Raw genomic sequence first — 20,882 nt, 5'->3', positions numbered from 1 at the left:
GAGGCGCCCTCAGAGGGCGAGTTCTCCACAAACAAACGCCCGTTATGGCCTTGAAAGGCCATCAAGTACGTGCATCGCACAGAGAACCACAGTACATCGTTTCCAGCGACAACGGTGGGAACGCAGCCCACAAACCGTCGGCGCTGGAGCATATCTGAGCCCGGGGGCTTGTCACCGGCTCACAGAGGAGAAGAAAATATGGCGGAAAAGAAGGCATCCGGCGGGGCCCGTGGCGGCATCGCGAAGCCCGTCACCCCCTCGGCAGACCTCGCCGCGATCGTCGGCGCCGGCCCGCTGCCGCGCAGCGAGATCGTCAGCAAGATGTGGGATCACATCAAGAAGAACAATCTCCAGAACCCCGCCAACAAGCGTGAGATCCTGGCCGACGACAAGCTGAAGAAGGTCTTCGGCGGTGACAAGGCGACGATGTTCGAACTGAACAAGCACATCGCCAAGCACGTCAGCTAATCCACGACCGGCAAGCCTGCCGGTCAGGACAGCGGAAAGCCCCCGAGGTTCACCTCGGGGGCTTTTTTTTTTCATGGCCTGGCCGCCTGCCCCGGAGGCCCCTCCCGCGAAATCGCTGCGCCTACCAGTTGAAGCGCAACGATCCCGTCACAGTGCGCCCGGCACCGAAATAGCAGCTGTTGTTGAACGGGCACGCGCTGACATGGCGCGTGTCGAACAGGTTCGCGGCGTTCACCGCCAGGCTGATGCCGGCCAACGTGCTGCTCGCCTTGCCCAGATCATAGCCCAGCAGCGCATCGACCAGCGTGAACGAATCCGTCGTGAAACGCTCGAAGATCGCGAGCCCGTTCACCACCTTGTACTGGGTGGCACCGTCCGACCCGCCGACATGGCGGACGCCGGCGCCAAGCTTCAGCCCGCCGAGTGGACCGGCCACACCACCATTGCGGCCGAAATCATAGGAGACGAAGCCCGAAGCGAGCCATTCGGGCGTGCCTAGCTGGCGCGTACCGGTGGTGGTCGGCACCGCGCCGACGGTGGCGGTCGCCGCGGTCGCCTTGGTCCCCTGGGTGATGATCGCATCGGTGTAGCTGCCCGCCACGATCACATCGAGACCGGGGGCAACTTCGCCCCGCCCTTCAAGCTCGACGCCGCGTACCCGCACCTCACCGATCTGGATCTGCGAGTTGGACGGCAAGCCGTTGGCGGGCGCGCCGGGGTCCGCCACCGGCACCTTGCGGCGCCGCAGGTCATAGACCGATGCAGTGAAGATCGCATTGGTGCCTCTGGGCTGGAATTTCAGCCCAGCCTCATACTGGCGGCCGGTCACCGGCTCGAACGGCTCGGTCTGCAAGGGGCTGGTCCCGGGCACATAGCGAGTCCCCGTCTGCGGTTCGAACGATTCAGAGAAGCTGAAATAGGGCGAGAGGCCGAACTCGAATTCGTAGAGCGCGCCCAGCCGCGCGGTGAAAGCGTTCTGCGACAGGAAGGTCGCGGCGCCGTTGCCGCCCGCCGCGACGCGCTTGTTCCGCGTCGTCTGATCATACCAGTCGAAGCGGCCGCTCGCGATCAACTGGAGCCGGCCGATCGCGATCTGATCCTGCAGATACACACCGACCTGAGTGCGCTTGCCATAGGTGTTTACATAGCCCGACGAGAGCAGGGTCAGGTCAAAACTGGGCATCGTGCCGCCATAGACGGGCTTGAACAGGTTGAGGGTCGGGATGCTGGTCAGCGGGTTCGTGGAAACCCCGGTGTTGAACTGCTGGAAATTCTCGCCCGTGATGTGCTGATAATCGATACCGAGCAGTACATTGTGCTGGAGTGGCCCGGTCGCGAACTTCGCCGCGAAATGGTTGTCGAGCGTCAGCGTATCGAAATCCTCGTCCGCCCCGCCACCGCCGCGGATGATCGTCGAGAAGTCGCTGTTGCGGTTGGCCCCGTTGCCCGTGGTTGCAAAGCCCGCGACATAGAGCTGGCGGTAGCTCAGCTGGTTGTTCTGGAAGCGGAAGTTCGAACGGAAGCTCAGACTATCGTCGAACTCGTGGCGAAAGAAGGCGGCGATCGCCTTCTGCTTGTGGTCGTAGCGCTCATAGGCGGGGTCGCCGGTGTTGATGTCGCGCGAAAATTCCCCAAGCGGATTGGTCAGCACCGAGCCATAGGCCGGAACGCCTGAATAACCGCCGCCCGAGGGCGATCGCTGATAGGTGGCGATCAGCGTGAGACTGGTCCGGTCGGTCGGCGCGAAGGTGAGCATCGGGCTGACATGATAGCGTTCGCTGAACGTGCCCCGGGTCAGGCCGTCGTTCTTCTGCCAGCCGCCGACGACGCGGAACAGGAGCCGTCCCTGGCTGTCGAGCGGCTGGTTTATGTCGGCTACCGCACGCAGCGTGTCGTAATTGCCCGCCTGCAGTTCGACCCGGCCGAACTCGGTCGCCTCGGGCATCTTGCTGACAAGGTTGACCAGCCCTCCGGGCGTCGAGTTGCCGTAGAGAACCGAGGCAGGCCCCTTGACGATATCGATCCGCTCGACGCGGTTGAAATCGATCTGCGGCGTCGAATACGGCCCTGCAATCAGCCGCATCCCGTCCTGATAGACGCCGGGAGCGAAGCCACGCAGGATCAACTGGTCGTAACGCGTGACCATGCCGCCGCGCTGGTTGGGGGAAACGCCCGCGACATAACCCAGCGCCTGGTTGATCGACTGCGCGTTGCGCAACGTCAGTTCCTCACCGTCGATCACGGTGATGCTTTGTGGGGTCTCCATCAACGGCGTGTCAGTCTTGGTGCCTGATCCGATACCCTGGGTGTTGACGCCGGTAATGACCACCGTGTCGCTGCGGCCATCCTCCGCCTCGTTGCCCTCGTTCGCCGCGGCAAGCATTGGCATCGCCAGCGAGCAGACGATCAACGCAGACCGTGACAAGCCGTTGAACAATTTTCCTGAACGACGAGCGACCTGCATCTTGCACCTCTGCTAATGATAACGATTCGCATGAGCCGTTATTAGCATGGGAAGAGTGTTGCAAGCGCGACGGGAGGCCAGCGCTTCCGGCACGGTGATCCACGCCGGAAGCGCTGGCGGCTCAGGCTAGGTCGGGCTGGCTGACCCGGACGATGGTCAGATCACGCTCGCGACCATCGCGGTCGGGCCACAGGATCTGCTGCCCTTCGCGCAACCCGATCAGCCCTGCCCCGATCGGGGTGAGGATCGAGATGCGGCCCGCAGCGATATCCGCGTCCTGCGGCCAGGCGAGGATCACGGTGCGCGTGACACCGCTCGCCTCGTCGCGATACTCAACCTCGGCCCCCATCGTCACCACGTCTGCAGGCATCGCGGCCGCGCGATGAGTCCGGGCGCGCGTGGTCTCACGCAACAGCAATTCGCTCACCTGCGGCATCGCAGCCTCGATGTTCATGGCAAGCTCCGAAAGCCGCTCGGCCTCGGTGTCGATCATATGGATTTGTGGCCGGGTCCTGGCCGTGCGCGTCGCGCTCATTGTCATTTCTCCTGAAGGCATAACACGCCCTTCCCGATGGAAGGGCGGTGCGGATCGTCGATCCTTGGCCCCGAGCTCCTCGGGACATGCCGGTGGAGAGCCCGGGGCTAGACGCCCGCCAGGAGTTGTCCCGCATGGGTGCGGTATCGCCGCCGATGTTCGAAACAGGACATGCCATGGAGATGTGCGTCCGCGACCATGAAGTCAAACCGTTCGGCGGCCGCAGGCTGAAAAATGGTGACCCCGGCGCGATTCGAACGCGCGGCCCTCAGATTAGGAATCTGATGCTCTATCCTGCTGAGCTACGGAGTCACTCAACGCCCCAATAGCCAGCTTTTCCAGGCGCGGCCAAGTCCTGTTTACAGGGACGGAACGGATCAGTTGCGCTGCTCGGGCGGCACCACGGGCAGTGGAAGCGGCGCGACAGCCACCCCCTCCTCGATCAGCGCCTTCGCTTCCTCCGCGCTGGCCTGGCCGTGGATCGGGACATGCGCCTCATCCCCCAAATGCATCGCGAGCGCCTTCTCGGCAAAGGCCATCCCCACCCATTGCGAGCCTTCGAGCATCTTTGCCTGCGCTTCGGCGAGCGCAGCCATCAACTGCTTCGGATCGGATTTCGCAGGCGATTGAGTATCGCCACGCCGGTTGCCCTTGGCAGCGACATTGGGCGCCATCACCGCCTTGTCGATCGCGATATCGCCGCACATCGGACAGGCGATCAGCGATCGCTCGCGCTGGCTTTCATAATCGGCAGTCGATCCGAACCACGCCTCGAAAACATGGCCGCCACCGCATTTGAGATCGAAGACGATCATGCGATCACCGCAACCGGCGGGATCGCGCGACGATGGGCGATCGCAGGAACGCGCGAGCGCACATCAGCGACCCGTGCCGGATCGATTTCAGCAAAGCCAAGGCCCGCGCCTTCGCCCATATCGAGCAGCACCTCGCCCCAGGGATCGATGGCGACGCTGTGGCCATAGGTCGCACGGCCGTCTTCATGCTCGCCCGTCTGCGCCGCGGCGATGACATGCACCCCTGCCTCGATCGCCCGCGCGCGCAACAGCACATGCCAATGCGCCTGACCGGTTGGCCGCGTGAAGGCAGCGGGCACCGCCAGCAAGGTCGCGCCCGCATCGGTCAATGCACGGAACAGATCGGGGAAACGCAGGTCGTAGCAGATGGCGAGGCCAAGCTTGCCGAGCGGCGTTCCGACCACCGCAGCACTCGCTCCGGGGGCATAAGCGTCGGACTCGCGCCAGCGCTCCCCGGTAGGCAGATCCACGTCGAACAGATGCAGTTTGTCGTAGCGCGCGCGGATTTCGCCGCTGCCGTCGATCACGAAGCCGCGATTGACGAAGCGCCCGTCCGCCTCCCCTTTGAGTGCCAGCGAACCCAGATGCACCCAGACGCCATGCTTCGCCGCCGCCTCACGCACCGCAGCGAGGACGCGGTCTTCGCTCTCCAGAACGATATTCGCCGCCGCGCGCTCGCGCTGGCGGTCGAGCAGGCCCGACATTTCCGGCGTGAACAGCATCGCCGCGCCGCCGGCCGACGCCTTTGCCACGCCATCGGCCAGGGTCGCGGCATTGGCGAGCGCGTCGATCCCGCTCGTCATCTGGAGGATTGCGGCCCTCATCGGCCCAGCAGCGCGTCCAGCCTGCCCTCGCGCTCCAGCGCAGCCAGATCGTCCGATCCGCCGACATGTGCGCCGTCGATGAAGATCTGCGGCACGGTGGTGCGGCCATTGGCGCGCTGGATCATCTCCGCACGCTTCGGCCCGCCCATCGTCAGGTCGAACTCCTCGTAAACGGCGCCCTTGCTGTCGAGCAGCGCCTTGGCCCGCGCACAATAGCCGCAGAACGCCTTGGTATAGATTTCGATCTTTGCCATCGCATCCCGAGGTGAGAGCGCGGGCCGCGCTTGTCAATCTTCGGCATCCGGGTCGAGCACGCGCGCCCAGCACAGGATGGTCACCTTTGCCGCCCCCGCCCGTTTGAGGACACGCACGCAAGCATCGGCGGTAGCGCCGCTGGTATGGACATCATCGACCAGTACCACTGCCTTTCCCTTCAGCGTCTCACGCGCCCCCGCGGCCGCCGCGAAAGCCCCCGCCACCGCCTTATTCCGCCCGCGTGCGCCCAGACCGCGCAGCACTGGCGTCGCCTTGACCCGGCGGAGCAGATCCAGCTCGACCGGTACGTCCGAACGCCGCGACAATTCGCGCGCGATCAGGGCTGCCTGATTAAACCCTCTCCCCCAGATGCGCCCGCGATGCAGCGGCACCGGCACAAGGAGTTCGGCGCCTTCGGGCATCAACCGCGCCATCAGCCGTGCGGCGGTCGCGGCATAGGCGGTGCGGCCGCCATATTTGAGCCGGAGCGCAAGCGTGCGCGCCGCAGGGCCATAGGCGACCGCCGCGCGCACCCCGTCATGCCCCGGGGGCGCGGCAAGGCACCGGCCGCATTGCGCATCCGGTCCGCGGTCGTAGTCGAACGGCAGGTTGCAGGTGGCGCACCAGGGCGGCGCGATCAGCGTGAGCCCGCTCCAGCAGGCGGCGCAGAACCGGTGATCGGCATCGACCACCTCGCCGCACCCGGGACAGCGCGGCGGGAGCGCGAGTGCGACGAGCTTGCGAACCGGTTCGGCTACCCCCATGACACCCCCTATCCTGCTTGTCGCGCGCCGGCGAACGCGGCACAAGCCGCCGCGTGACCGCCGCGACTCCCCCCGAAATCTTCGATCGCGCCCGCCGCCGTGCCCGCCGCGACCGCGCAGCCGCCCATTTCACCGACGCCGCCTTCATTCGCGACTGGATGCTTGAAGGGATATTGGAACGGCTCGACGCGGTGCGCCGTGACTTCATCGAGGTGCTCGACCTCGGCTGTTTCGACGGCAGCTTCGTGCCGCCCGTCGGCGCACGCGTGACGCGAATCGACGCTGGCGCGCGCTTCGCCGCGATGGCAGGCGGGCTTCAGGGCGAGGAGGACCAACCACACTTCCCCGAAGCCAGCTTCGATCTCGTCATCGCCGCGGGCAGCCTGGATACGGTCAACGATCTGCCCGGTGCGCTCAGCTTGATTCGGCGGGCGTTGCGCCCCGACGGGCTTTTCCTCGGCGCATTCCTGGGCGGCTCTACTCTGTCAACGCTTCGATCGGTACTGCTTGAGGCGGAGGCGGAACGGCCCGCCGCGCGCGTGCATCCGCAAGTCGATGTGCGTGCGGCCGGGGATCTGCTGATGCGCGCGGGCTTTGCACTGCCGGTCGCCGACGTCGAGACGCTCAGCGTCCGCTATGCCAGCCTGTTCGATCTGGTGCGCGACCTGCGCGGGATGGCGGGAACCAGCCTGTTGCCGTCCTCGCCGCCGCTCAGCCGGGAGACGGTGGCGCGCGCCGCCGCCGGCTTCGCCGCGCGCGCCGATGCCGAGGGGCGGACTGTCGAGCGGTTCGACACAATCTTTCTGACTGGCTGGGCGCCCGACCCTTCGCAGCCCCAGCCAGCCCGCCGCGGCTCGGCCACGGCATCGCTGGCGGAAGCGCTGAAGCCCAAACCCTAGATCAAGGCTTCCAGCAACCCGATCAACGGCTTGTCCGCGGGGGGCATCTCCAGCCGGTGGAGTTCGAGCGGGCGCACCCATTTGAGCGCGGTTGCGTGGTGCGCCTGGGGCATGCCGCTCCACTTGCGCAGCGCATAGAGCAGCAGCAAGAGATGCCGGTCGCCGAGCGACTCGCTCGCAAAGGTCGCTGGGGCAAGGCAGGCACGCTCTACACCGATCCCCAGTTCCTCTTCCAGTTCGCGGCACAGCGCCGCCTCGGGCAGTTCACCGGGGTCGACCTTTCCTCCGGGAAACTCCCACAGCCCCGCCATCGGCTTGCCGGGCGGGCGTTGCTGAACCAGCACGCGGCCGTCGCTATCCACCAATGCGGCGGCAACGACCATCAGGATCTCACGCGGCTTATCCTCCGAATCGGAGTGGCTGGAATCCGGCATCGACATTTCGTTAATCTTGTTTCCCTAGTTTCCAGTAATTCAACTCGAACGAGGTTGTACGGATGCGAGTGCCGACAACAGTTTTCAGCCGTCTATTGCATTGCCGCCGCGCTGCAACCGCTGTTGAATACGGCCTTATCCTTGCGCTGATCGTCCTCGCGCTCATGGGCGCACTCATTGGACTCGCTGACGTCACAACCTCCATGTGGACCAACGTCAGCGATGCTGTGCAAACCGCTCGATGATTTGACGCGACTCGGCGCGTCTAAGTCCTTTGTTAACTTCCCACCCCTAATTTCCGTCCTTGCTGGACACGGGCTTTACCCGCGGACAGCCGGGTAACTGAAGCCAAGTGAACAGGATGGAGACCGGTATGAAGACGATCCGCAAGATTTTTGGCAACAAGAAGGGCGCCACCGCCATCGAGTACGGCCTGATCGCCGCTCTGATCGCCGTTGCCGCGATTGCCGCGATGCAGGGCCTGGGCAACCAGCTCAAGACCACCTTCGGCAACGTTTCGTCGAACATGAAGGCCGGCTAAGCCTTCCGACGAACGCGAAAACGGGGCGGCGGACCGATGGGTCCGCCGCCCTTTTTCGTTGGCGCCGGTACAGCAGGGGCACCACCCGCCCGCACGCTGAAGCTGGAGCGGGTTCAGGCGCGGCCCATTGCAAGGAACTTAGCGCGGCGGCTCTGGCGCAGCGATTCGGGACTTTGCCCGGAAAGCTCCTTCAGCGCCGATTCGATGGCATTGCCCAACGCATCGATGGCCGCATCGCGATCGCGATGCGCGCCGCCCAACGGCTCGGGCACGATCGTGTCGATTACCCCGAGTTCCTTGAGGTGCTGCGCGGTGACCTTCATCGCCTCTGCCGCTTCCGGGGCCTTGTCGGCGGTGCGCCACAGGATCGACGCGCATCCTTCGGGCGAGATCACCGAATAGACAGCATGCTCCATCATCAGCACGCGGTTGCCCGCGGCCAGCGCCACCGCACCGCCCGAGCCGCCCTCGCCCAGAATCGACGCGATCAGCGGCACGCCAGCATTGAGGCACGCCTCGGTCGAGCGGGCGATCGCCTCGGCCTGGCCGCGCTCTTCGGCCTCCATTCCGGGAAAGGCGCCGGAAGTATCCACCAAGGTGATCACCGGGATGCCGAACTTGCCCGCCAGTTCGACGAGGCGGATCGCCTTGCGATAGCCCTCAGGCTTACCCATGCCGAAATTATGCTTGAGGCGGCTGGCGGTATCGTCGCCCTTCTCGTGCCCGATCACCATCACGCGTTGGCCGCGGAACCGGCCGAGACCGCCCTGGATCGCCGCATCGTCGGCAAAGGCCCGGTCACCGCCAAGCGGCATGAAATCGTCGATCAGCCGCGCGACATAGTGCTTGAAGTGCGGCCGTTCCGGGTGGCGGGCGACCAGCGTCTTTTGCCATGGGGTCAGACGCGCATAGGCGTCGCGCAGGAATTTATCCGACTTGGCCTGAAGCTTCGCGACTTCGCTGTCGATGTCGACCTCACCACCGGCCGCGGCGTCGCGCAGCTCGTCGATACGGGCCTGAAGCTCGGCAATCGGCTTCTCGAATTCGAGGAAAGTAGCCATCGCGGCGCCCTATGCCCCCTCTTTGCTCACGTCAACGCGCGGTTTGTCGGCAAGCGGATGCCGCTCATTGACGAGCTGTACCAGCCGGCCGCTGTCGACATGGGTGTAGATCTCGGTCGTGGCGATATCGGCGTGGCCGAGCATCGCCTGCAGCGCGCGCAGATCTGCGCCGCCTTCGAGCAGGTGCGTGGCGAAGGCATGGCGCAGGACGTGCGGGCTGATCCGGTCGGGCGGGATGCCCGCCTCAGCCGCGATCGCGCGGATCATCTGGTAGAGCCGTATACGGGACAGGTGGCTCTTGCCCGAGGGGAAGAGCCAGGGCCGCTTGGCATCGACATGCTCGCGCCACACCGCGACGGCGGCACGCGCACGGTCCGACAGCGGCACGAGCCGCTCGCGCCCGCCCTTGCCGCGCAGGATCAGATAGGGCTTGTCGGGCTGCACGGAATTACGCGGCAGCGACACGAGCTCGGTCGCGCGCAGGCCCGATCCGTAGAGCAGTTCAACCAAGGCGAGCAGCCGCAAGTCGCGCGGGTCGTTCGGTTCTCGATCAATTCGTGCCTGGATCGCAGCGAAGATTCGCTCGACATCGCCGGAGGACAGCGTCTTGGGCAGCACGCGCCCGCCGCCCGGCTTTGGCAGCGCGGCGCCGGGGTCGTCGGCACGCAGGCTCTCGTCGGCGAGAAAGGCGAAGAAGCGCCGCAGCGCCGCCGATTTGCGCGCGACGGTGGCACGGGAGAGATCGCGCCATTCATGCGCCAGCCGTTCGATCGCCGCGCGATCGGCATCGGCCAGCCCGCCTGCCAGCACCGCCGAGGCAAGGCGCAGATCGGTGCCATAGGCAGCGATTGTGTTGGCCGAAGCGCCAGCCTCCGCTGCCATCATCTCCAGAAAGCGCTCGATCAGCGCGCGATCGTCGCCGGTCGCGATGCTGCTCAAGTGCGCGTGATCGCCTCGACGGCGATCATCCGCGCATAACCGCCCAGCCCGACGCGGGTGAGCGCGCGGGTGATGTGATAGAGCGTCTCGGGAGATACGCCGGCCCAAACTCGCGTTTGCATACCGGTCGCCGCGAGCAACACCACCGTGCCCGCCTCGCCGCGCTGCGCCGCCTCGTCGATCGCGCGCGTCCAGGCGTTCGCGACCTCCAAATTGACGCCCGCGCTACGCATCAGCTGCGCGCCGTCGCCTTCGGAAACCCGGCCCGCTCCGGCCATCGCTGCAGCATAGAGCGCAGCATTCTCACCGCGATAGGCGCCCGCATCGCCCGCCGCGACCGGGCGGCCCGAAGGATCGGCGAGCAGCAGCAGCGCCGCGCCCTTGCTGCCGCGTTCGGCAACGCCCCGCCAGCGCATCGCCGCGCGATCGAGCCCTGCGCTCAGCATCGAGGCGATCAGCCGGTCGGCATCGTCGCGTAGCGCCGCATCCGGGTGGAGGCGTGCCGCGGCGCGCGCGGTCAGGATCAGGCGGCTGTAGCGCCCGCCCGCGCTCTGCGGCTCGTCCCACAGCGCACGCATCCGCTCGACCCGCTCGACCCGCTCGGCAGGCGTCGCCGCGGTGAACGCAGAGCGCAAGTCGCGGGCGACCGCCACCTCAGTCGTGGTCGCGTCTTCCTGCTCCTCGATCTCGCCATAGAGATCGGTCAACGCCTGGCTCGAGAAGACGCCCTGCCCCGCCGCAGCTTCCGCCGCACCAATCCGATCGCGCCAGCCCAGCATCGGCGCGGTCGCACGCCAGTAATTCACTTGCGGCCCGACGCTGGCGTAGAGCTCGGCCGGCACATCGGTCGCCGAGGCGACCGCAAGCCCCCAGCGCCAAGCACTCAGCCGATCGACGGCATCCCATTCGATTGTCACCGCGCGGCGGCCCGACACGCCCATGCCCACGATCTTCTCCGCCAGAAGCAGATCGATCGAATTGTTCATGCGGCGCCGCGCCGCATCGATCAGCGGCCCGGCCTTGTTGGGATCACCCTCAAGCCCCGCGCACATCGCCTCCGCGAAACGCCAGTTGCGGTCGGGTGCAACGCGCAGCGCAGGCACGACCATCGGGCACATGCCGCCCGGATCGGCATTGGCGAGCATCGCTTGCATGCCGATTTGAAACAGCTTTGGGGTGTAGTTGCCGATATCGACCGACTGCACCATCGCGCGCGCGGCATCGGCCTCACCCATGCGGATCAGCAGCCAGGCCCGCTCGGCGGCGAAATCAGCGCCGTTGAGCCCCGCGGGCGTATCGACCCGCGACAGCAAGGCGCGACGCAGCGCGATCGACAGCCAGCGCGACGCGACTGGCGCCTCGAGCCGACGCATCAACGTCTGAAGGAAGCCTCCATCGGCGCGGCCGAAGGCGTTGGTGGGAAGCCCGTCGCTCGCGGGTGAAGACGGCCCGACCTGCGCCAGCGAACGCCGCGCGAAATCGGGGAGTTCGTAACGCTGGATCACCGCATAATCGATTTCGCCCGGAACGCCGGTCGGCGTCGCACCGGGCGTAGGCAGCGGCAAGGGTGCACCGGGCAGCGGGCTCGCGACCCCGGCGGGCGTAGCAGGACGCGGCACACCCGGCTGTGCGGGTGCGGGTGCGGGTGCAGGCGCGGGGGCCGGCGCCGGAGCGGGTGCAGGATCGTTGAACCCGGGCGGCAGCAGCGATTCGGGGCGGTCCTGGCCCAGCGCGGGGATGCCCACACCGGCCGCCAGCACCACGCCGAGCGCGGTCAGCCCGAAACTAGTTGGCGAGATTTTCAAGCGGCACGACCTTCTCGACGGTCACCGGCTGCTTCTCGGTGTTGCGCCCGGACAGGAAGAACAGGCCGCCGATCAGGAGTACGGCAACCACAATGATGATGACGAGCGAACGGGACATCGACCCCCTCAAGGAACGGAATATGGTACAGGCGATCAGGCCTTTTGCCCGAGCGCGGCCCTCGCTGTATAGCCCCCGCGACCATGCTGCAAACCCACACCGCCGATCCCTATACCCCGTCGCGCCCGATCGTGCTGATCGGACTCATGGGCGTAGGCAAGACCACGATCGGCCGCCGCCTCGCCCAGCGGCTGAACCTTCCCTTTGTCGATGCCGATGTGGAGATCGAATCGGCTGCAGGGATGACCATCGCCGAAATCTTCGAGCGGTTCGGCGAATCGCATTTCCGCGACGGCGAACGCAGGGTGATCGCGCGGCTGGTGGACGGCACCCCCAAGGTGATCGCGACCGGTGGCGGCGCCTTCCTGAATGTCGAAACCCGCGCGCTAATCCTTGACCAGGCGATAACGATCTGGCTGGACGCGCCGCCGCATATTCTGGCCGAACGCGTCGCCAAGCGCGATCACCGGCCGCTGCTTCGTGGAAAGGATCCGCTCAAGGTGCTCACCGAACTCGCCGCTGTCCGCAACCCGGTCTATGCGCTCGCGCCGATTCATGTGGTGAGCAAGTCCGCGCCGCACGACGCGACGGTAAGCGCAATTCTGAAAGCCCTCACCGCATGAGGACAGTGCCGGTCGCGCTCGGCGCGCGCAGCTACGAAGTGCGGATCGAAAGCGGGCTGCTGGGCCGCGCCGCCGAACAGCTGGCCCCCTTCGTGCGCAAGCGCCCGTTCGTGATCGTCACTGACGCCAATGTCGCGCCGCATGGCGAACGGCTCGCCGCGAACCTTGCCGCCGCGGGTATCGCGAGCGAGACGATCATCCTTCCGCCCGGTGAAGGCACCAAGAGCTGGACCCAGCTCGAATCGCTGCTCGACCGGCTGCTCGATCTGGGCATAGAGCGCGGCGATCATGTCATCGCGCTCGGTGGCGGGGTGATCGGCGATCTCGTCGGCTTCGCCAGCGCGATCCTCAAGCGCGGCTGCAATTTCGTGCAGATCCCGACCACGCTGCTGGCCCAGGTCGACAGCTCGGTCGGCGGCAAGACCGCGATCAACGCGCGGGCCGGGAAGAATCTGGTCGGCGCCTTCCACCAGCCTTCGGTCGTGCTGATCGACCCCGATCTGCTCGACACGCTCCCGCTGCGCGAACAGCGCGCGGGCTATGCCGAGGTGGTGAAATACGGGCTGATCGACGACGCCGACTTCTTCGCGTGGTGCGAGGGGAATGGCGCGGCTCTGCTTGCCGGCGATCCGAACGCCCGCGAATATGCCATCGCCCACTCCGTCGGTGCCAAGGCGCGGATCGTCGCCGACGACGAGCGTGAGACCACCGGGCGGCGCGCGCTGCTCAATCTCGGCCATACCTTCGGTCATGCGCTGGAGGCCGAGACGGGATTCTCCGACCAGTTGCTTCATGGCGAGGGCGTGGCTGCGGGCATGGCGCTCGCCTTCGCCTTTTCGGCCCGGCAGGGCCTCTGCCCCGCGACGGATGCCGAGCGGGTCGCGGCGCATCTCAAGGCCAGCGGGCTGCCGCACGACCTCGCCAGCGCGGGCATCGCCACAAACGGCGCGCGGCTGGTCGAGCACATGCTCCACGACAAGAAGATGGACGCCGGCACGCTCCCCTTCCTGCTCACACGGGGGATCGGGGCGACCTATCTCGACAAACAGGTGAACCTCGCCGACGTCGAGACCTTTCTGGACGAGCTGCCGCGCTAGCGCGCGCCGATTGTGCCCAATCCCTCGGCGAGTGCGTCGAAGATAATGCGGCAGGCTTGGTTGCTGCGCAGATCTTCGTGCATCACGATCCACATGCCGAACTCGAAGCTTACCTCCGCCGCCAGCACGCGCACCAAATCGGGGTCGCGGCGCGCCACCTGAACCTGGCAAAAGCCGATCCCGAATCCTGCGCGGATCGCCGCGAGCTGGGCGATGTCACTGTCGGCACGCAGGGCGAAAGCTGCGCGGTTGAGTTCTGGAAAGCGGGCGCCGACCGCACGGATCATCGGCGTCTCGGTATCGAACCCGATCAGATTATGCGCGCTCAGCGCTGCCAGGCTGCGCGGTATCTCGCGATCTGCCAGATATCGACCGTGCGCGTGCAGTCCGACCTCGACCGCCCCGGCACGGCGGACCACCAACGCCTGCTGCACCGGCTCCACCATGCGCACGGCGATATCGGCGTGGCGCTGTAGAAGATCGTCGACCGCATTGGACAGCACCAACTCGACATGGAGCGCCGGGTGACGCTGCCGAACCCGGGTGAGGATCGCCGGAAGATGCTCGGTCCCGACGATCTCGCTCGCGGTGATCCGCACCGTGCCCGCAGTTGGATCGGTATCGGAAGCGACCGCCCTGCGCAGTGCCGCCGCCGTCGCCTCGAGCGATTCGGCATAGGGCCTGAGCCGGAGCGCCGCGTCGGTGGGTGAGAGGCCGCGCTGGGTGCGCACGAACAGGTCGATGCCGAGCGCATCCTCAAGCGCATCGACATGGCGGGCGATGCTTGGCTGGGTCATGCCAAGCATGCGTGCCGCGCCGGAAAGCGAGCCGGCCCGCAACACCGCGGCGAAGCTTCGATAGAGATCCCAGCCAGGGTCGGTATTCATCTATTCTCGTATATCAGATGGACTATTTTATACAATTTTGTTCCGAATGCCGTGCCGCCATCTCTGCGTCATCGACGATGGAGGTCTAGATGGAACGGAAGATTGCACTGGTATTGGGAGCGACAGGGGGCATTGGCGGCGAGGTCGCGCGGCGCCTACTCGCCGATGGCTGGCACGTCCGCGCCCTCAGCAGCGGCGGGCGCGGAACTGATCGTCCATGCCGTGAACCCGCCCGGCTATCGCGACTGGGACAGGCTGGTGCTGCCGATGCTCGACAACAGCATTGCCGCAGCGAATGGCGCCCGCATCCTGCTGCCCGGCACGGTCTACAACTATGGCCCGGACGCTTTTCCTTCGATCAGCGAGGACGCGCCGCAACATCCACTAACGCGCAAGGGGCGTATCCGGGTCGAAATGGAGCAGCGGCTGGAGGAAGCGGCCCGAGCGGGCCAGGCGCGCGCGCTGATCGTGCGGGCAGGCGACTTTTTCGGGCCGCAGGCGGGGAATAGCTGGTTCAGCCAGGGTCTGGTCGCACCGGGCGGCCGACCGGGGAAGATCCAGAACCCGGCGCGTCGGGGTATCGGCCATCAATGGGCCTATCTGCCCGATGTTGCAGAGACGATGGCACGGCTGCTTGCACTCGAGACGCTCGACGATTTTGCGCGCTTTCACATGGACGGTCATTGGGATGTCGACGGCACGCAAATGGTTGGGGCGATCCAGTGCGCTTTGGGCGCGCCGTCGGTATCGATCAAACCGATGCCGTGGTGGGCGATGCGGCTCGCGGCACCGTTCGTGCCACTGCTACGCGAGTTGCTTGAAATGCGCTATCTGTGGGAGGAGCCGGTGCGCCTCGACGATAGCCGGCTACGCGCGGCGCTGGGCGAGGAGCCGAGTACCCCGCTTGACGTTGCGGTTCGCACGATACTGGCTGCGATGGGCAGTCTATCCGCCTGATGGCGCACGGGGCGGAAGATCCAAGACCTTCCGCCCCGCCCCCATCCCGCTCGGCGGAACGCTATGCTTCCAGCTGGCGCATCAGGTTGCGGACGGCGGTGTCGATTTCGCTGTCGGTGCCGCGCAGCTCCTCGATACGGCGGACGGCGTGGATCACGGTGGAGTGATCCCGATTGCCGAACTTGCGGCCGATCTCGGGCAGCGAGCGCGTGGTGAGGCGCTTGGCGAGGTACATCGCGATCTGGCGCGGGCGCGCGATCGCGACGGCGCGGCGCTGCGACACAAGGTCGAGCTGCTTGACATCGAAATGCGACGATACCGCCTTCTGGATCTCGTCGATCGTAATGCGGCGCTGGCTGCCGCGCAGCGCTTCGCCCAGCACCGATTCGGCGAACGCGATCGTCACCGTCTCGTCGTTCAGCTGCGCATAGGCGACAAGGCGGTTGAGCGCGCCTTCGAGTTCGCGCACGCTGCTGCTGATCCGCGCGGCAAGCAGATCGAGCACTTCGGCCGGAACCTGGGCTCCAGGCATGTCCTCAAGCTTGCGGCCGAGGATCGCGCGGCGCAGGCCGAGCTCGGCCGGCTTGATGTCGGCGGCGAGGCCAGCGCCCAGCCGCGACGCCAGCCGCGCCTCGATCCCCTCGAGCGCCAGCGGGCTGCGGTCGGCGGCGATCACCAGCCTTTTGCCCTCGCGCATGAACTCATCCACGGTGTGGAAGAATTCCTCCTGCGTCGATTCCTTGCCCGCGATGAACTGGAGATCGTCGATCATCAGCAGATCGACCCCGCGCAGCCGCGCCTTGAACGCGAACGTATCCTTCTCGCGCACCGCACGGACGAATTCGAACATGAAGCGCTCGGCGGGCATGTAGATCGCGGTCGCGTCCGGGCACGCCTCGAGAAAGGCATGGCCGATCGCGTGCATCAGGTGCGTCTTGCCCTGGCCGGTCGAGCTGTGAAGATAGAGCGGGCTGAAGCGCGGCTTGCCTGGCTCGGCCAGCGCCCTCGCGGCGTTGAACGCGACACGGTTCGACGTGTCGACGACGAATCGCTCGAAGGTGAAGCGCGAATCGAAGCGCGGACGCTCGGCCGACGCCGCCGGAGTGGCCGCGAGCGGCGCCGCCGCGGGGACGGCTGCCGCAGGCGACTCAGCCTCGGGCGCGAGCTCCCGCGATTCGCGCGCGAGCGTTTCGATCGAGACGGTGCGCACATCGGGCAGCTGCGAACGGAACTCCATCAGCAGCCGTTCGGCGTAATGGCCCTTCACCCAGTTGGTCATGAAGGGCGAAGGCAAGCCGAGGCGCACGGTTTCGGGGTCGCTGCCCTCGATCAGAACGATGGGCTTCAGCCACTGGTCGAACAGCCGCTGGCCTGCAGAGAGCCGCAGGTTACCGCGCACGCGTGTCCAGGCCTTGGCTTGATCCATCCTCTTAGACACCCCTCTAAAATTACCGTGCGCGCGGGCAAAACTTTCCCGATGCGGAAAAGCCCCCTTCTCCGCACCTCGTTCCCAATCAGGCAAAAGCTACCCTCAGCCGGAATCGCATCCGCACTGATCCGAAGCCCTTCGCTGAATCCGCCTTCGAGAAACGCCGCGGCGGAAGGTCGTTTTAGGGATGGTTTTTCGAGTCGATCAAGGGGGCGGGGTGTAAAGATTCTGAAATAAGTAGGCTTGACTCGTTCCCGGCCCGGAATTCCGCGATTCAAGGCGTAACCGCCTGAAATCGCATACAGAATTCCCAACGTTACAATGGCGTGACGACGCGACTCGCGCGAATCCGCGGGTTCCCCGATTCTCCGCGCGCCAAGTCCCTGAACAAGCAGCAAAAACCCCGCCGGATCGCGCCGGCGGGGTTTCTAAACCACTGAAATCGCGTGGGTCAGGCGAGCGCGGCGAGGCGCTTCGTCAGACGCGAGAATTTCCGGGCAGCGGTGTTCTTGTGCACGACACCCTTGGCCACGCCGCGCGCCAGTTCCGGCTGCATCGCCTTCAGCGCCGATTCGGCCGCCGACTTGTCGCCCGACTCGAGCGCGCTCTCCGCCTTCTTGACGAAGGTACGGATGCGGCTGACGCGCGCGCCGTTGACGTCGGCGCGGCGGGCGTTGCGGCGGATGCGCTTCTTGGCTTGCGGCGTGTTCGCCATGTAATTTCGTTCCTGTTTTCGATGCGAAAAGAGGCGCGGAAATCACATCCCCACGCCGGGAAAGCGCGCCCCTTAGCGACGGTGCGCGATTCGGTCAACCTTTGGACGCATCATCCCTTCTGGCATTTCGCGCAGAAAAAGGTCGATCGGCCACTGTCGACGCGCCGCTGGACGGGGGCACCGCACAGGCACGGTTCCCCCTCACGCCCATAGACGCGCCATTGCTTCGAGAAATAGCCCAGCTCGCCATCGGGGCGGGCATAGTCGCGCAAGCTCGATCCCCCCGCCTCGATCGCCGAAGCCAGCACCGCGCGAATCGCATCGACCAGCTGCGCAAGCCGCGGCGTGGCGATCCTGCCCGCGGCGCGGGTCGGCGCGATCCCGCTCATGTGCAGCGCCTCGCAGACATAGATATTGCCGAGACCCGCGACGATTCGCTGATCGAGCAGCAGCGCCTTGACCGGCGCGGCCCGCCCGTCGAACGCCGCGGCGAGATGCGCGGCGGTGAAATCGGGCCCCAGCGGCTCCGGGCCCATCGCCGCGAAGGCGGGCCAGGCGTCGAGCGCATCGGTGGGCACAAGATCGATCGAGCCGAAGCGCCGCGGATCGTTGAGCGCGAGCGAGCGCCCTTCGTCGGTTTCGAGAATCAGATGGTCGTGCGTGAGCGTTTCCGACGGATCGACGCGCCAACGTCCCGACATGCCGAGATGGAAGATCATCGTGTCGCCGCGATCGGTGTCGATCAGGCCATATTTGGCGCGGCGGCCGAGCGCGGTGACGCTCGCGCCCGTCAGCCGCTGGCCCAGATCCTGCGGCATCGGGCGGCGCAGATCCGGGCGCCGCATCAGCACGCGGCGGATCCGCCGCCCCTCCAGCGCGGGGGCGAGACCGCGGACCGTGGTTTCGACTTCGGGAAGTTCGGGCATCGCATTGAGCTAAGCGGGCTTTGCGCCGCTCACAAGGGCCGCTAGGAGGGCGCGCATGACCGACACCGTCTCCTTCGGCTACGAAGATGTCGCCCCCGAGGACAAGACCCGCCGCGTCGGCGGCGTCTTCTCCAGCGTCGCCTCCAGCTACGACCTGATGAACGACGCGATGTCGGGCGGTCTGCATCGCATCTGGAAGGATGTGTTCGTCCGCCGGGTGAAGCCGCGCGAGGGCGAGGCGATCCTGGACATGGCCGGCGGCACCGGCGACATCGCCTTCCGCATGGCCGAATCGGGCGCGGCGGTGACCGTCGCCGACATCAACCCGGACATGCTCGCCGTCGGCATCGAGCGCGCGGCCAAGCGCGGCATCGATGGCCTGGTGTGGAGCGAGGCGAACGCCGAGACGCTGCAATGGCCCGATCGATTCTTCGACGCCTACACCATCGCCTTCGGCATCCGGAACGTCACCGACATTCCCAAGGCGCTGCGCGAGGCCCATCGCGTGCTCAAGCGCGGCGGACGCTTCTTCGTCCTCGAATTCTCGACCACCGTCTGGCCGGGTTTCTCCGACGTCTACGACGCCTATTCGCACCATGTCGTGCCCAAGCTCGGCAAGCTGCTGGCGAATGACGAGGACAGCTATCGCTACCTCATCGAATCGATCCGCCGCTTCCCCGACATGCCGACCTTCGAGCGGATGATCAAAGACGCCGGCTTCGTGCAGACCCGCGTCGAGCCGATGCTGGGCGGCCTTGTGGCGATTCATAGCGGCTGGAAGATTTGACAGCCCCCGCCGTTCATCTGTGGCGCCTCCTGAAATGGGGCCGCACGCTGGCGCGCCACGGCGCGCTGCGCGGGATCGAGCGCGACCGCAACACGCCGCGCCCGGTACGCCGCCTTGCGCGGCTCGCCCGCTTCGGCGCGCGCGTGCCGGCGACACCGCAATATGCCGACGCGCTGCAAGCCATCGGCCCGGCCGCGATCAAGCTCGGCCAGACGCTCGCGACGCGCGCCGACCTGATCGGCGAGGCCGCGGCGCACGATCTGATGCGGCTGCAGGACGCGCTGCCGCCCGTCCCCTTCCCGGTGATCCGCGCCGCGATCGAGCGCAGCTTCGACCGGCCGATCGAGGACCTGTTCGCCGAGATCGAGGAAGTGCCGATCGGCGCCGCGTCGATCGCGCAGGTCCACCGCGCCACCACCACCGACGGCCGCAAGGTCGCGGTCAAGGTGCTGCGCCCGGGGATCGAGGCCGAATTCGCCAAGGCGATCGACACCTATGAATGGGCAGCGGCCCAGCTCGAGGCACAGGGCGGCGAGGTCGCACGGCTGCGTCCGCGCCTCGTCATCGAGACGTTCAAGCGCTGGACCGCCCGCGAACTGGACCTGCGCCGCGAGGCGGCTTCGGCCTCCGAGCTTTCGGAATCGATGGAGGCGGAGCCCGACTTCACCGTCCCCGCGATCGACTGGCAGCGCACCACCGGCAAGGTGCTGACGCTGGAGTGGATCGACGGCATCAAGCTGTCCAATCGCGACGCGATCATCGCCGCGGGCTATGACACCCGGAAGCTCGCCGACACGCTGGTCCGCGCCTTCCTGCGCCAGGCGATCTCCGAAGGCTTCTTCCACGCCGACATGCATCAGGGGAACCTCTTCGCGCTCCCCGGCAATCATATCGCGGCGATCGATTTCGGGATCATGGGCCGCATCGACCGGCGCGCGCGCGTCTGGCTGGCCGAAATCCTCTACGGCCTGATCACCGGCAATTACCGCCGCGTGGCCGAGATCCATTTCGAGGCGGGCTATGTTCCCGCGCACCACAATGTCGCCGAGTTCGCGACGGCGTTGCGCGCGGTGGGCGAGCCGATGCGCGGCCTTCCGGTCAAGGACATGAGCGTCGGCATGATGCTCGACAGCCTGTTCAACATCACCCGCGACTTCGACATGCAGACCCAGCCGCATCTGCTGCTGCTCCAGAAGACGATGGTGATGGTCGAGGGCGTGGCGACGCGGCTGCACCCCGACATCAACCTGTGGGACAGCGCGGCGCCGTTCATCCGCGAATGGATCCGCACCGAACTGGGGCCGGAGGCGTTCATCGCGGACCGCCTGTCGGAGGACCTCAAGACACTTGCCCGGCTGCCCAAACTGATCCGCAACATCGAGCGCCATTTTCCCGATCCCGGCGGCGCGCCGCCCGCCCCGCCGCTCAGGGAGATCGAGGTGGTGCGCGTGGGCGGCGGCTGGCGCTATGCCGTCGTCGCCCTGCTGGCCGCGGGTGCCGGCGTCGCAGCGACGCTGCTGCTGCGTTGAGCCCGCTCCT

24 protein-coding genes, 1 tRNA gene and 1 pseudogene are annotated in these 20,882 nt (G+C 66.5%); 10 read left to right on the top strand and 16 right to left on the bottom strand.

Going from position 1 to position 20,882, the window contains the following annotated elements:
* Positions 1-2: 2 nt before the first annotated feature.
* Positions 3-158 (top strand): annotated as a pseudogene (locus BDW16_RS17815) (hypervirulence associated TUDOR domain-containing protein); the annotation flags it as partial.
* Positions 159-198: 40 nt separating this feature from the next.
* Positions 199-468 (top strand): SWIB/MDM2 domain-containing protein, encoded by a 270-nt coding sequence (locus tag BDW16_RS17810; protein WP_066574787.1) that lies wholly within the window; start codon positions 199-201, stop codon positions 466-468.
* A 121-nt stretch (positions 469-589) separates the two neighbouring features.
* Here the strand turns inward: BDW16_RS17810 and BDW16_RS17805 are convergent, their stop codons facing one another.
* The 7 genes from BDW16_RS17805 to BDW16_RS17775 all read right to left on the bottom strand — a co-directional run bounded on the left by BDW16_RS17805 (position 590) and on the right by BDW16_RS17775 (position 6,125).
* Complete coding sequence (locus BDW16_RS17805; RefSeq protein ID WP_157926359.1) at positions 590-2,857, bottom strand: TonB-dependent siderophore receptor; 2,268 nt, start codon at positions 2,855-2,857, stop codon at positions 590-592.
* Positions 2,858-3,053: 196 nt separating this feature from the next.
* Positions 3,054-3,467: a nucleoside diphosphate kinase regulator gene (gene rnk, locus BDW16_RS17800; RefSeq protein WP_066574792.1), complete on the bottom strand. Its 414-nt coding sequence runs from the start codon at positions 3,465-3,467 to the stop codon at positions 3,054-3,056.
* A gap of 235 nt (positions 3,468-3,702) precedes the next feature.
* Positions 3,703-3,779: transfer RNA gene (locus BDW16_RS17795), tRNA-Arg, on the bottom strand.
* Positions 3,780-3,844: 65 nt separating this feature from the next.
* Positions 3,845-4,282, bottom strand: coding sequence for a DUF1178 family protein (locus BDW16_RS17790; RefSeq protein ID WP_066574799.1), 438 nt, complete (start codon positions 4,280-4,282; stop codon positions 3,845-3,847).
* The gene (locus tag BDW16_RS17785) at positions 4,279-5,106 is read right to left on the bottom strand and encodes a carbon-nitrogen hydrolase family protein (protein WP_066574801.1); all 828 of its coding nucleotides are present in this window, start codon (positions 5,104-5,106) and stop codon (positions 4,279-4,281) included. The genes BDW16_RS17790 and BDW16_RS17785 overlap by 4 nt, the downstream gene beginning before the upstream one ends.
* Complete coding sequence (gene grxC / locus BDW16_RS17780) at positions 5,103-5,360, bottom strand: glutaredoxin 3 (RefSeq protein WP_066574804.1); 258 nt, start codon at positions 5,358-5,360, stop codon at positions 5,103-5,105. The genes BDW16_RS17785 and grxC overlap by 4 nt, the downstream gene beginning before the upstream one ends.
* 33 nt (positions 5,361-5,393) lie before the next feature.
* The gene (locus BDW16_RS17775; protein WP_066574807.1) at positions 5,394-6,125 is read right to left on the bottom strand and encodes a ComF family protein; all 732 of its coding nucleotides are present in this window, start codon (positions 6,123-6,125) and stop codon (positions 5,394-5,396) included.
* Positions 6,126-6,178: 53 nt separating this feature from the next.
* Here BDW16_RS17775 and BDW16_RS17770 point away from each other — a divergent pair, with 53 nt between their 5' ends.
* A complete protein-coding gene (locus BDW16_RS17770; RefSeq protein WP_066575016.1) occupies positions 6,179-7,024 on the top strand; it encodes a methyltransferase domain-containing protein in 846 nt (281 codons plus the stop codon).
* Here the strand turns inward: BDW16_RS17770 and BDW16_RS17765 are convergent.
* Positions 7,021-7,464: a (deoxy)nucleoside triphosphate pyrophosphohydrolase gene (locus tag BDW16_RS17765; RefSeq protein WP_083954190.1), complete on the bottom strand. Its 444-nt coding sequence runs from the start codon at positions 7,462-7,464 to the stop codon at positions 7,021-7,023. The genes BDW16_RS17770 and BDW16_RS17765 overlap by 4 nt on opposite strands.
* Before the next feature lie 56 nt (positions 7,465-7,520).
* On the opposite strand from BDW16_RS17765, the gene BDW16_RS21725 reads away from it, so the two are divergent.
* On the top strand, positions 7,521-7,703 hold the full coding sequence (locus BDW16_RS21725; RefSeq protein ID WP_083954191.1) for a Flp family type IVb pilin: 183 nt from the start codon (positions 7,521-7,523) through the stop codon (positions 7,701-7,703).
* 128 nt (positions 7,704-7,831) lie between these two features.
* Complete coding sequence (locus BDW16_RS17755; protein ID WP_066574808.1) at positions 7,832-7,999, top strand: Flp family type IVb pilin; 168 nt, start codon at positions 7,832-7,834, stop codon at positions 7,997-7,999.
* Positions 8,000-8,112: 113 nt separating this feature from the next.
* Here the strand turns inward: BDW16_RS17755 and BDW16_RS17750 are convergent, their stop codons facing one another.
* The 4 genes from BDW16_RS17750 to BDW16_RS21525 are packed head-to-tail and all read right to left on the bottom strand — an operon-like array spanning position 8,113 to position 11,922.
* Positions 8,113-9,060, bottom strand: coding sequence for an acetyl-CoA carboxylase carboxyltransferase subunit alpha (locus tag BDW16_RS17750; RefSeq protein ID WP_066574811.1), 948 nt, complete (start codon positions 9,058-9,060; stop codon positions 8,113-8,115).
* A 9-nt stretch (positions 9,061-9,069) separates the two neighbouring features.
* Positions 9,070-9,999 carry a tyrosine-type recombinase/integrase gene (locus tag BDW16_RS17745; RefSeq protein WP_255265761.1) on the bottom strand — a complete coding sequence of 310 codons (930 nt, stop codon included), beginning with the start codon at positions 9,997-9,999 and terminating at the stop codon, positions 9,070-9,072.
* The gene (locus BDW16_RS17740) at positions 9,996-11,804 is read right to left on the bottom strand and encodes a hypothetical protein (protein ID WP_066574812.1); all 1,809 of its coding nucleotides are present in this window, start codon (positions 11,802-11,804) and stop codon (positions 9,996-9,998) included. The genes BDW16_RS17745 and BDW16_RS17740 overlap by 4 nt, the downstream gene beginning before the upstream one ends.
* Positions 11,785-11,922, bottom strand: coding sequence for a hypothetical protein (locus tag BDW16_RS21525; RefSeq protein WP_164519405.1), 138 nt, complete (start codon positions 11,920-11,922; stop codon positions 11,785-11,787). Before BDW16_RS21525 ends, BDW16_RS17740 begins: the two co-directional genes overlap by 20 nt.
* 83 nt (positions 11,923-12,005) lie before the next feature.
* Between BDW16_RS21525 and BDW16_RS17735 the strand changes: the two genes are divergently transcribed.
* On the top strand, positions 12,006-12,545 hold the full coding sequence (locus BDW16_RS17735; protein WP_066574814.1) for a shikimate kinase: 540 nt from the start codon (positions 12,006-12,008) through the stop codon (positions 12,543-12,545).
* Entirely contained in the window at positions 12,542-13,642 is a 1,101-nt protein-coding gene (gene aroB / locus BDW16_RS17730) for a 3-dehydroquinate synthase (RefSeq protein WP_066574817.1), read from the top strand. Before BDW16_RS17735 ends, aroB begins: the two co-directional genes overlap by 4 nt.
* On the opposite strand, the gene BDW16_RS17725 is transcribed toward aroB, so the two are convergent.
* Entirely contained in the window at positions 13,639-14,529 is an 891-nt protein-coding gene (locus BDW16_RS17725) for a LysR family transcriptional regulator (protein ID WP_066574819.1), read from the bottom strand. The two genes, aroB and BDW16_RS17725, sit on opposite strands and share 4 nt — an antisense overlap.
* A gap of 165 nt (positions 14,530-14,694) precedes the next feature.
* Between BDW16_RS17725 and BDW16_RS17720 the strand changes: the two genes are divergently transcribed.
* On the top strand, positions 14,695-15,486 hold the full coding sequence (locus BDW16_RS17720) for a Rossmann-fold NAD(P)-binding domain-containing protein (protein WP_241230488.1): 792 nt from the start codon (positions 14,695-14,697) through the stop codon (positions 15,484-15,486).
* Between the two features lie 61 nt (positions 15,487-15,547).
* On the opposite strand, the gene dnaA is transcribed toward BDW16_RS17720, so the two are convergent.
* The 3 genes from dnaA to mutM form a co-directional block, all read right to left on the bottom strand.
* Positions 15,548-16,912: a chromosomal replication initiator protein DnaA gene (gene dnaA / locus BDW16_RS17715; RefSeq protein WP_066574820.1), complete on the bottom strand. Its 1,365-nt coding sequence runs from the start codon at positions 16,910-16,912 to the stop codon at positions 15,548-15,550.
* 454 nt (positions 16,913-17,366) lie between these two features.
* Positions 17,367-17,630: a 30S ribosomal protein S20 gene (gene rpsT, locus BDW16_RS17710; protein ID WP_066574822.1), complete on the bottom strand. Its 264-nt coding sequence runs from the start codon at positions 17,628-17,630 to the stop codon at positions 17,367-17,369.
* A gap of 110 nt (positions 17,631-17,740) precedes the next feature.
* Positions 17,741-18,556 carry a bifunctional DNA-formamidopyrimidine glycosylase/DNA-(apurinic or apyrimidinic site) lyase gene (mutM, locus tag BDW16_RS17705; RefSeq protein ID WP_066574826.1) on the bottom strand — a complete coding sequence of 272 codons (816 nt, stop codon included), beginning with the start codon at positions 18,554-18,556 and terminating at the stop codon, positions 17,741-17,743.
* 55 nt (positions 18,557-18,611) lie between these two features.
* On the opposite strand from mutM, the gene BDW16_RS17700 reads away from it, so the two are divergent.
* Together BDW16_RS17700 and ubiB are read left to right on the top strand one after the other, a co-directional pair.
* Positions 18,612-19,343 carry a class I SAM-dependent methyltransferase gene (locus BDW16_RS17700; RefSeq protein ID WP_066574829.1) on the top strand — a complete coding sequence of 244 codons (732 nt, stop codon included), beginning with the start codon at positions 18,612-18,614 and terminating at the stop codon, positions 19,341-19,343.
* Positions 19,340-20,872 (top strand): 2-polyprenylphenol 6-hydroxylase, encoded by a 1,533-nt coding sequence (ubiB, locus tag BDW16_RS17695; RefSeq protein ID WP_066574833.1) that lies wholly within the window; start codon positions 19,340-19,342, stop codon positions 20,870-20,872. The genes BDW16_RS17700 and ubiB overlap by 4 nt, the downstream gene beginning before the upstream one ends.
* The last annotated feature ends 10 nt before the right edge of the window (positions 20,873-20,882 follow it).

The organism is Sphingomonas koreensis (assembly GCF_002797435.1).
In the GTDB taxonomy this organism is placed as follows: domain Bacteria; phylum Pseudomonadota; class Alphaproteobacteria; order Sphingomonadales; family Sphingomonadaceae; genus Sphingomonas; species Sphingomonas koreensis.
Note: the sequence above shows the minus strand (reverse complement) of the source record. Positions and strands in the feature narration are given on the sequence as shown.

Bases quoted from the DNA above. Each gene is read 5' to 3' on its own strand.
- BDW16_RS17810 (WP_066574787.1), top strand. From the start codon at position 199: ATGGCGGAAAAGAAGGCATCCGGCGGGGCCCGTGGCGGCATCGCGAAG.
- dnaA (WP_066574820.1), bottom strand. From the start codon at position 16,912: ATGGATCAAGCCAAGGCCTGGACACGCGTGCGCGGTAACCTGCGGCTC.
- BDW16_RS21725 (WP_083954191.1), top strand. From the start codon at position 7,521: ATGCGAGTGCCGACAACAGTTTTCAGCCGTCTATTGCATTGCCGCCGC.
- BDW16_RS17725 (WP_066574819.1), bottom strand. From the start codon at position 14,529: ATGAATACCGACCCTGGCTGGGATCTCTATCGAAGCTTCGCCGCGGTG.
- BDW16_RS17765 (WP_083954190.1), bottom strand. From the start codon at position 7,464: ATGTCGATGCCGGATTCCAGCCACTCCGATTCGGAGGATAAGCCGCGT.
- BDW16_RS17785 (WP_066574801.1), bottom strand. From the start codon at position 5,106: ATGAGGGCCGCAATCCTCCAGATGACGAGCGGGATCGACGCGCTCGCC.
- BDW16_RS17700 (WP_066574829.1), top strand. From the start codon at position 18,612: ATGACCGACACCGTCTCCTTCGGCTACGAAGATGTCGCCCCCGAGGAC.
- aroB (WP_066574817.1), top strand. From the start codon at position 12,542: ATGAGGACAGTGCCGGTCGCGCTCGGCGCGCGCAGCTACGAAGTGCGG.
- BDW16_RS17790 (WP_066574799.1), bottom strand. From the start codon at position 4,282: ATGATCGTCTTCGATCTCAAATGCGGTGGCGGCCATGTTTTCGAGGCG.
- grxC (WP_066574804.1), bottom strand. From the start codon at position 5,360: ATGGCAAAGATCGAAATCTATACCAAGGCGTTCTGCGGCTATTGTGCG.
- mutM (WP_066574826.1), bottom strand. From the start codon at position 18,556: ATGCCCGAACTTCCCGAAGTCGAAACCACGGTCCGCGGTCTCGCCCCC.
- BDW16_RS17805 (WP_157926359.1), bottom strand. From the start codon at position 2,857: ATGCCAATGCTTGCCGCGGCGAACGAGGGCAACGAGGCGGAGGATGGC.
- BDW16_RS21525 (WP_164519405.1), bottom strand. From the start codon at position 11,922: ATGTCCCGTTCGCTCGTCATCATCATTGTGGTTGCCGTACTCCTGATC.
- BDW16_RS17735 (WP_066574814.1), top strand. From the start codon at position 12,006: ATGCTGCAAACCCACACCGCCGATCCCTATACCCCGTCGCGCCCGATC.
- rnk (WP_066574792.1), bottom strand. From the start codon at position 3,467: ATGAGCGCGACGCGCACGGCCAGGACCCGGCCACAAATCCATATGATC.
- BDW16_RS17775 (WP_066574807.1), bottom strand. From the start codon at position 6,125: ATGGGGGTAGCCGAACCGGTTCGCAAGCTCGTCGCACTCGCGCTCCCG.
- BDW16_RS17750 (WP_066574811.1), bottom strand. From the start codon at position 9,060: ATGGCTACTTTCCTCGAATTCGAGAAGCCGATTGCCGAGCTTCAGGCC.
- BDW16_RS17755 (WP_066574808.1), top strand. From the start codon at position 7,832: ATGAAGACGATCCGCAAGATTTTTGGCAACAAGAAGGGCGCCACCGCC.
- rpsT (WP_066574822.1), bottom strand. From the start codon at position 17,630: ATGGCGAACACGCCGCAAGCCAAGAAGCGCATCCGCCGCAACGCCCGC.
- BDW16_RS17720 (WP_241230488.1), top strand. From the start codon at position 14,695: ATGGCTGGCACGTCCGCGCCCTCAGCAGCGGCGGGCGCGGAACTGATC.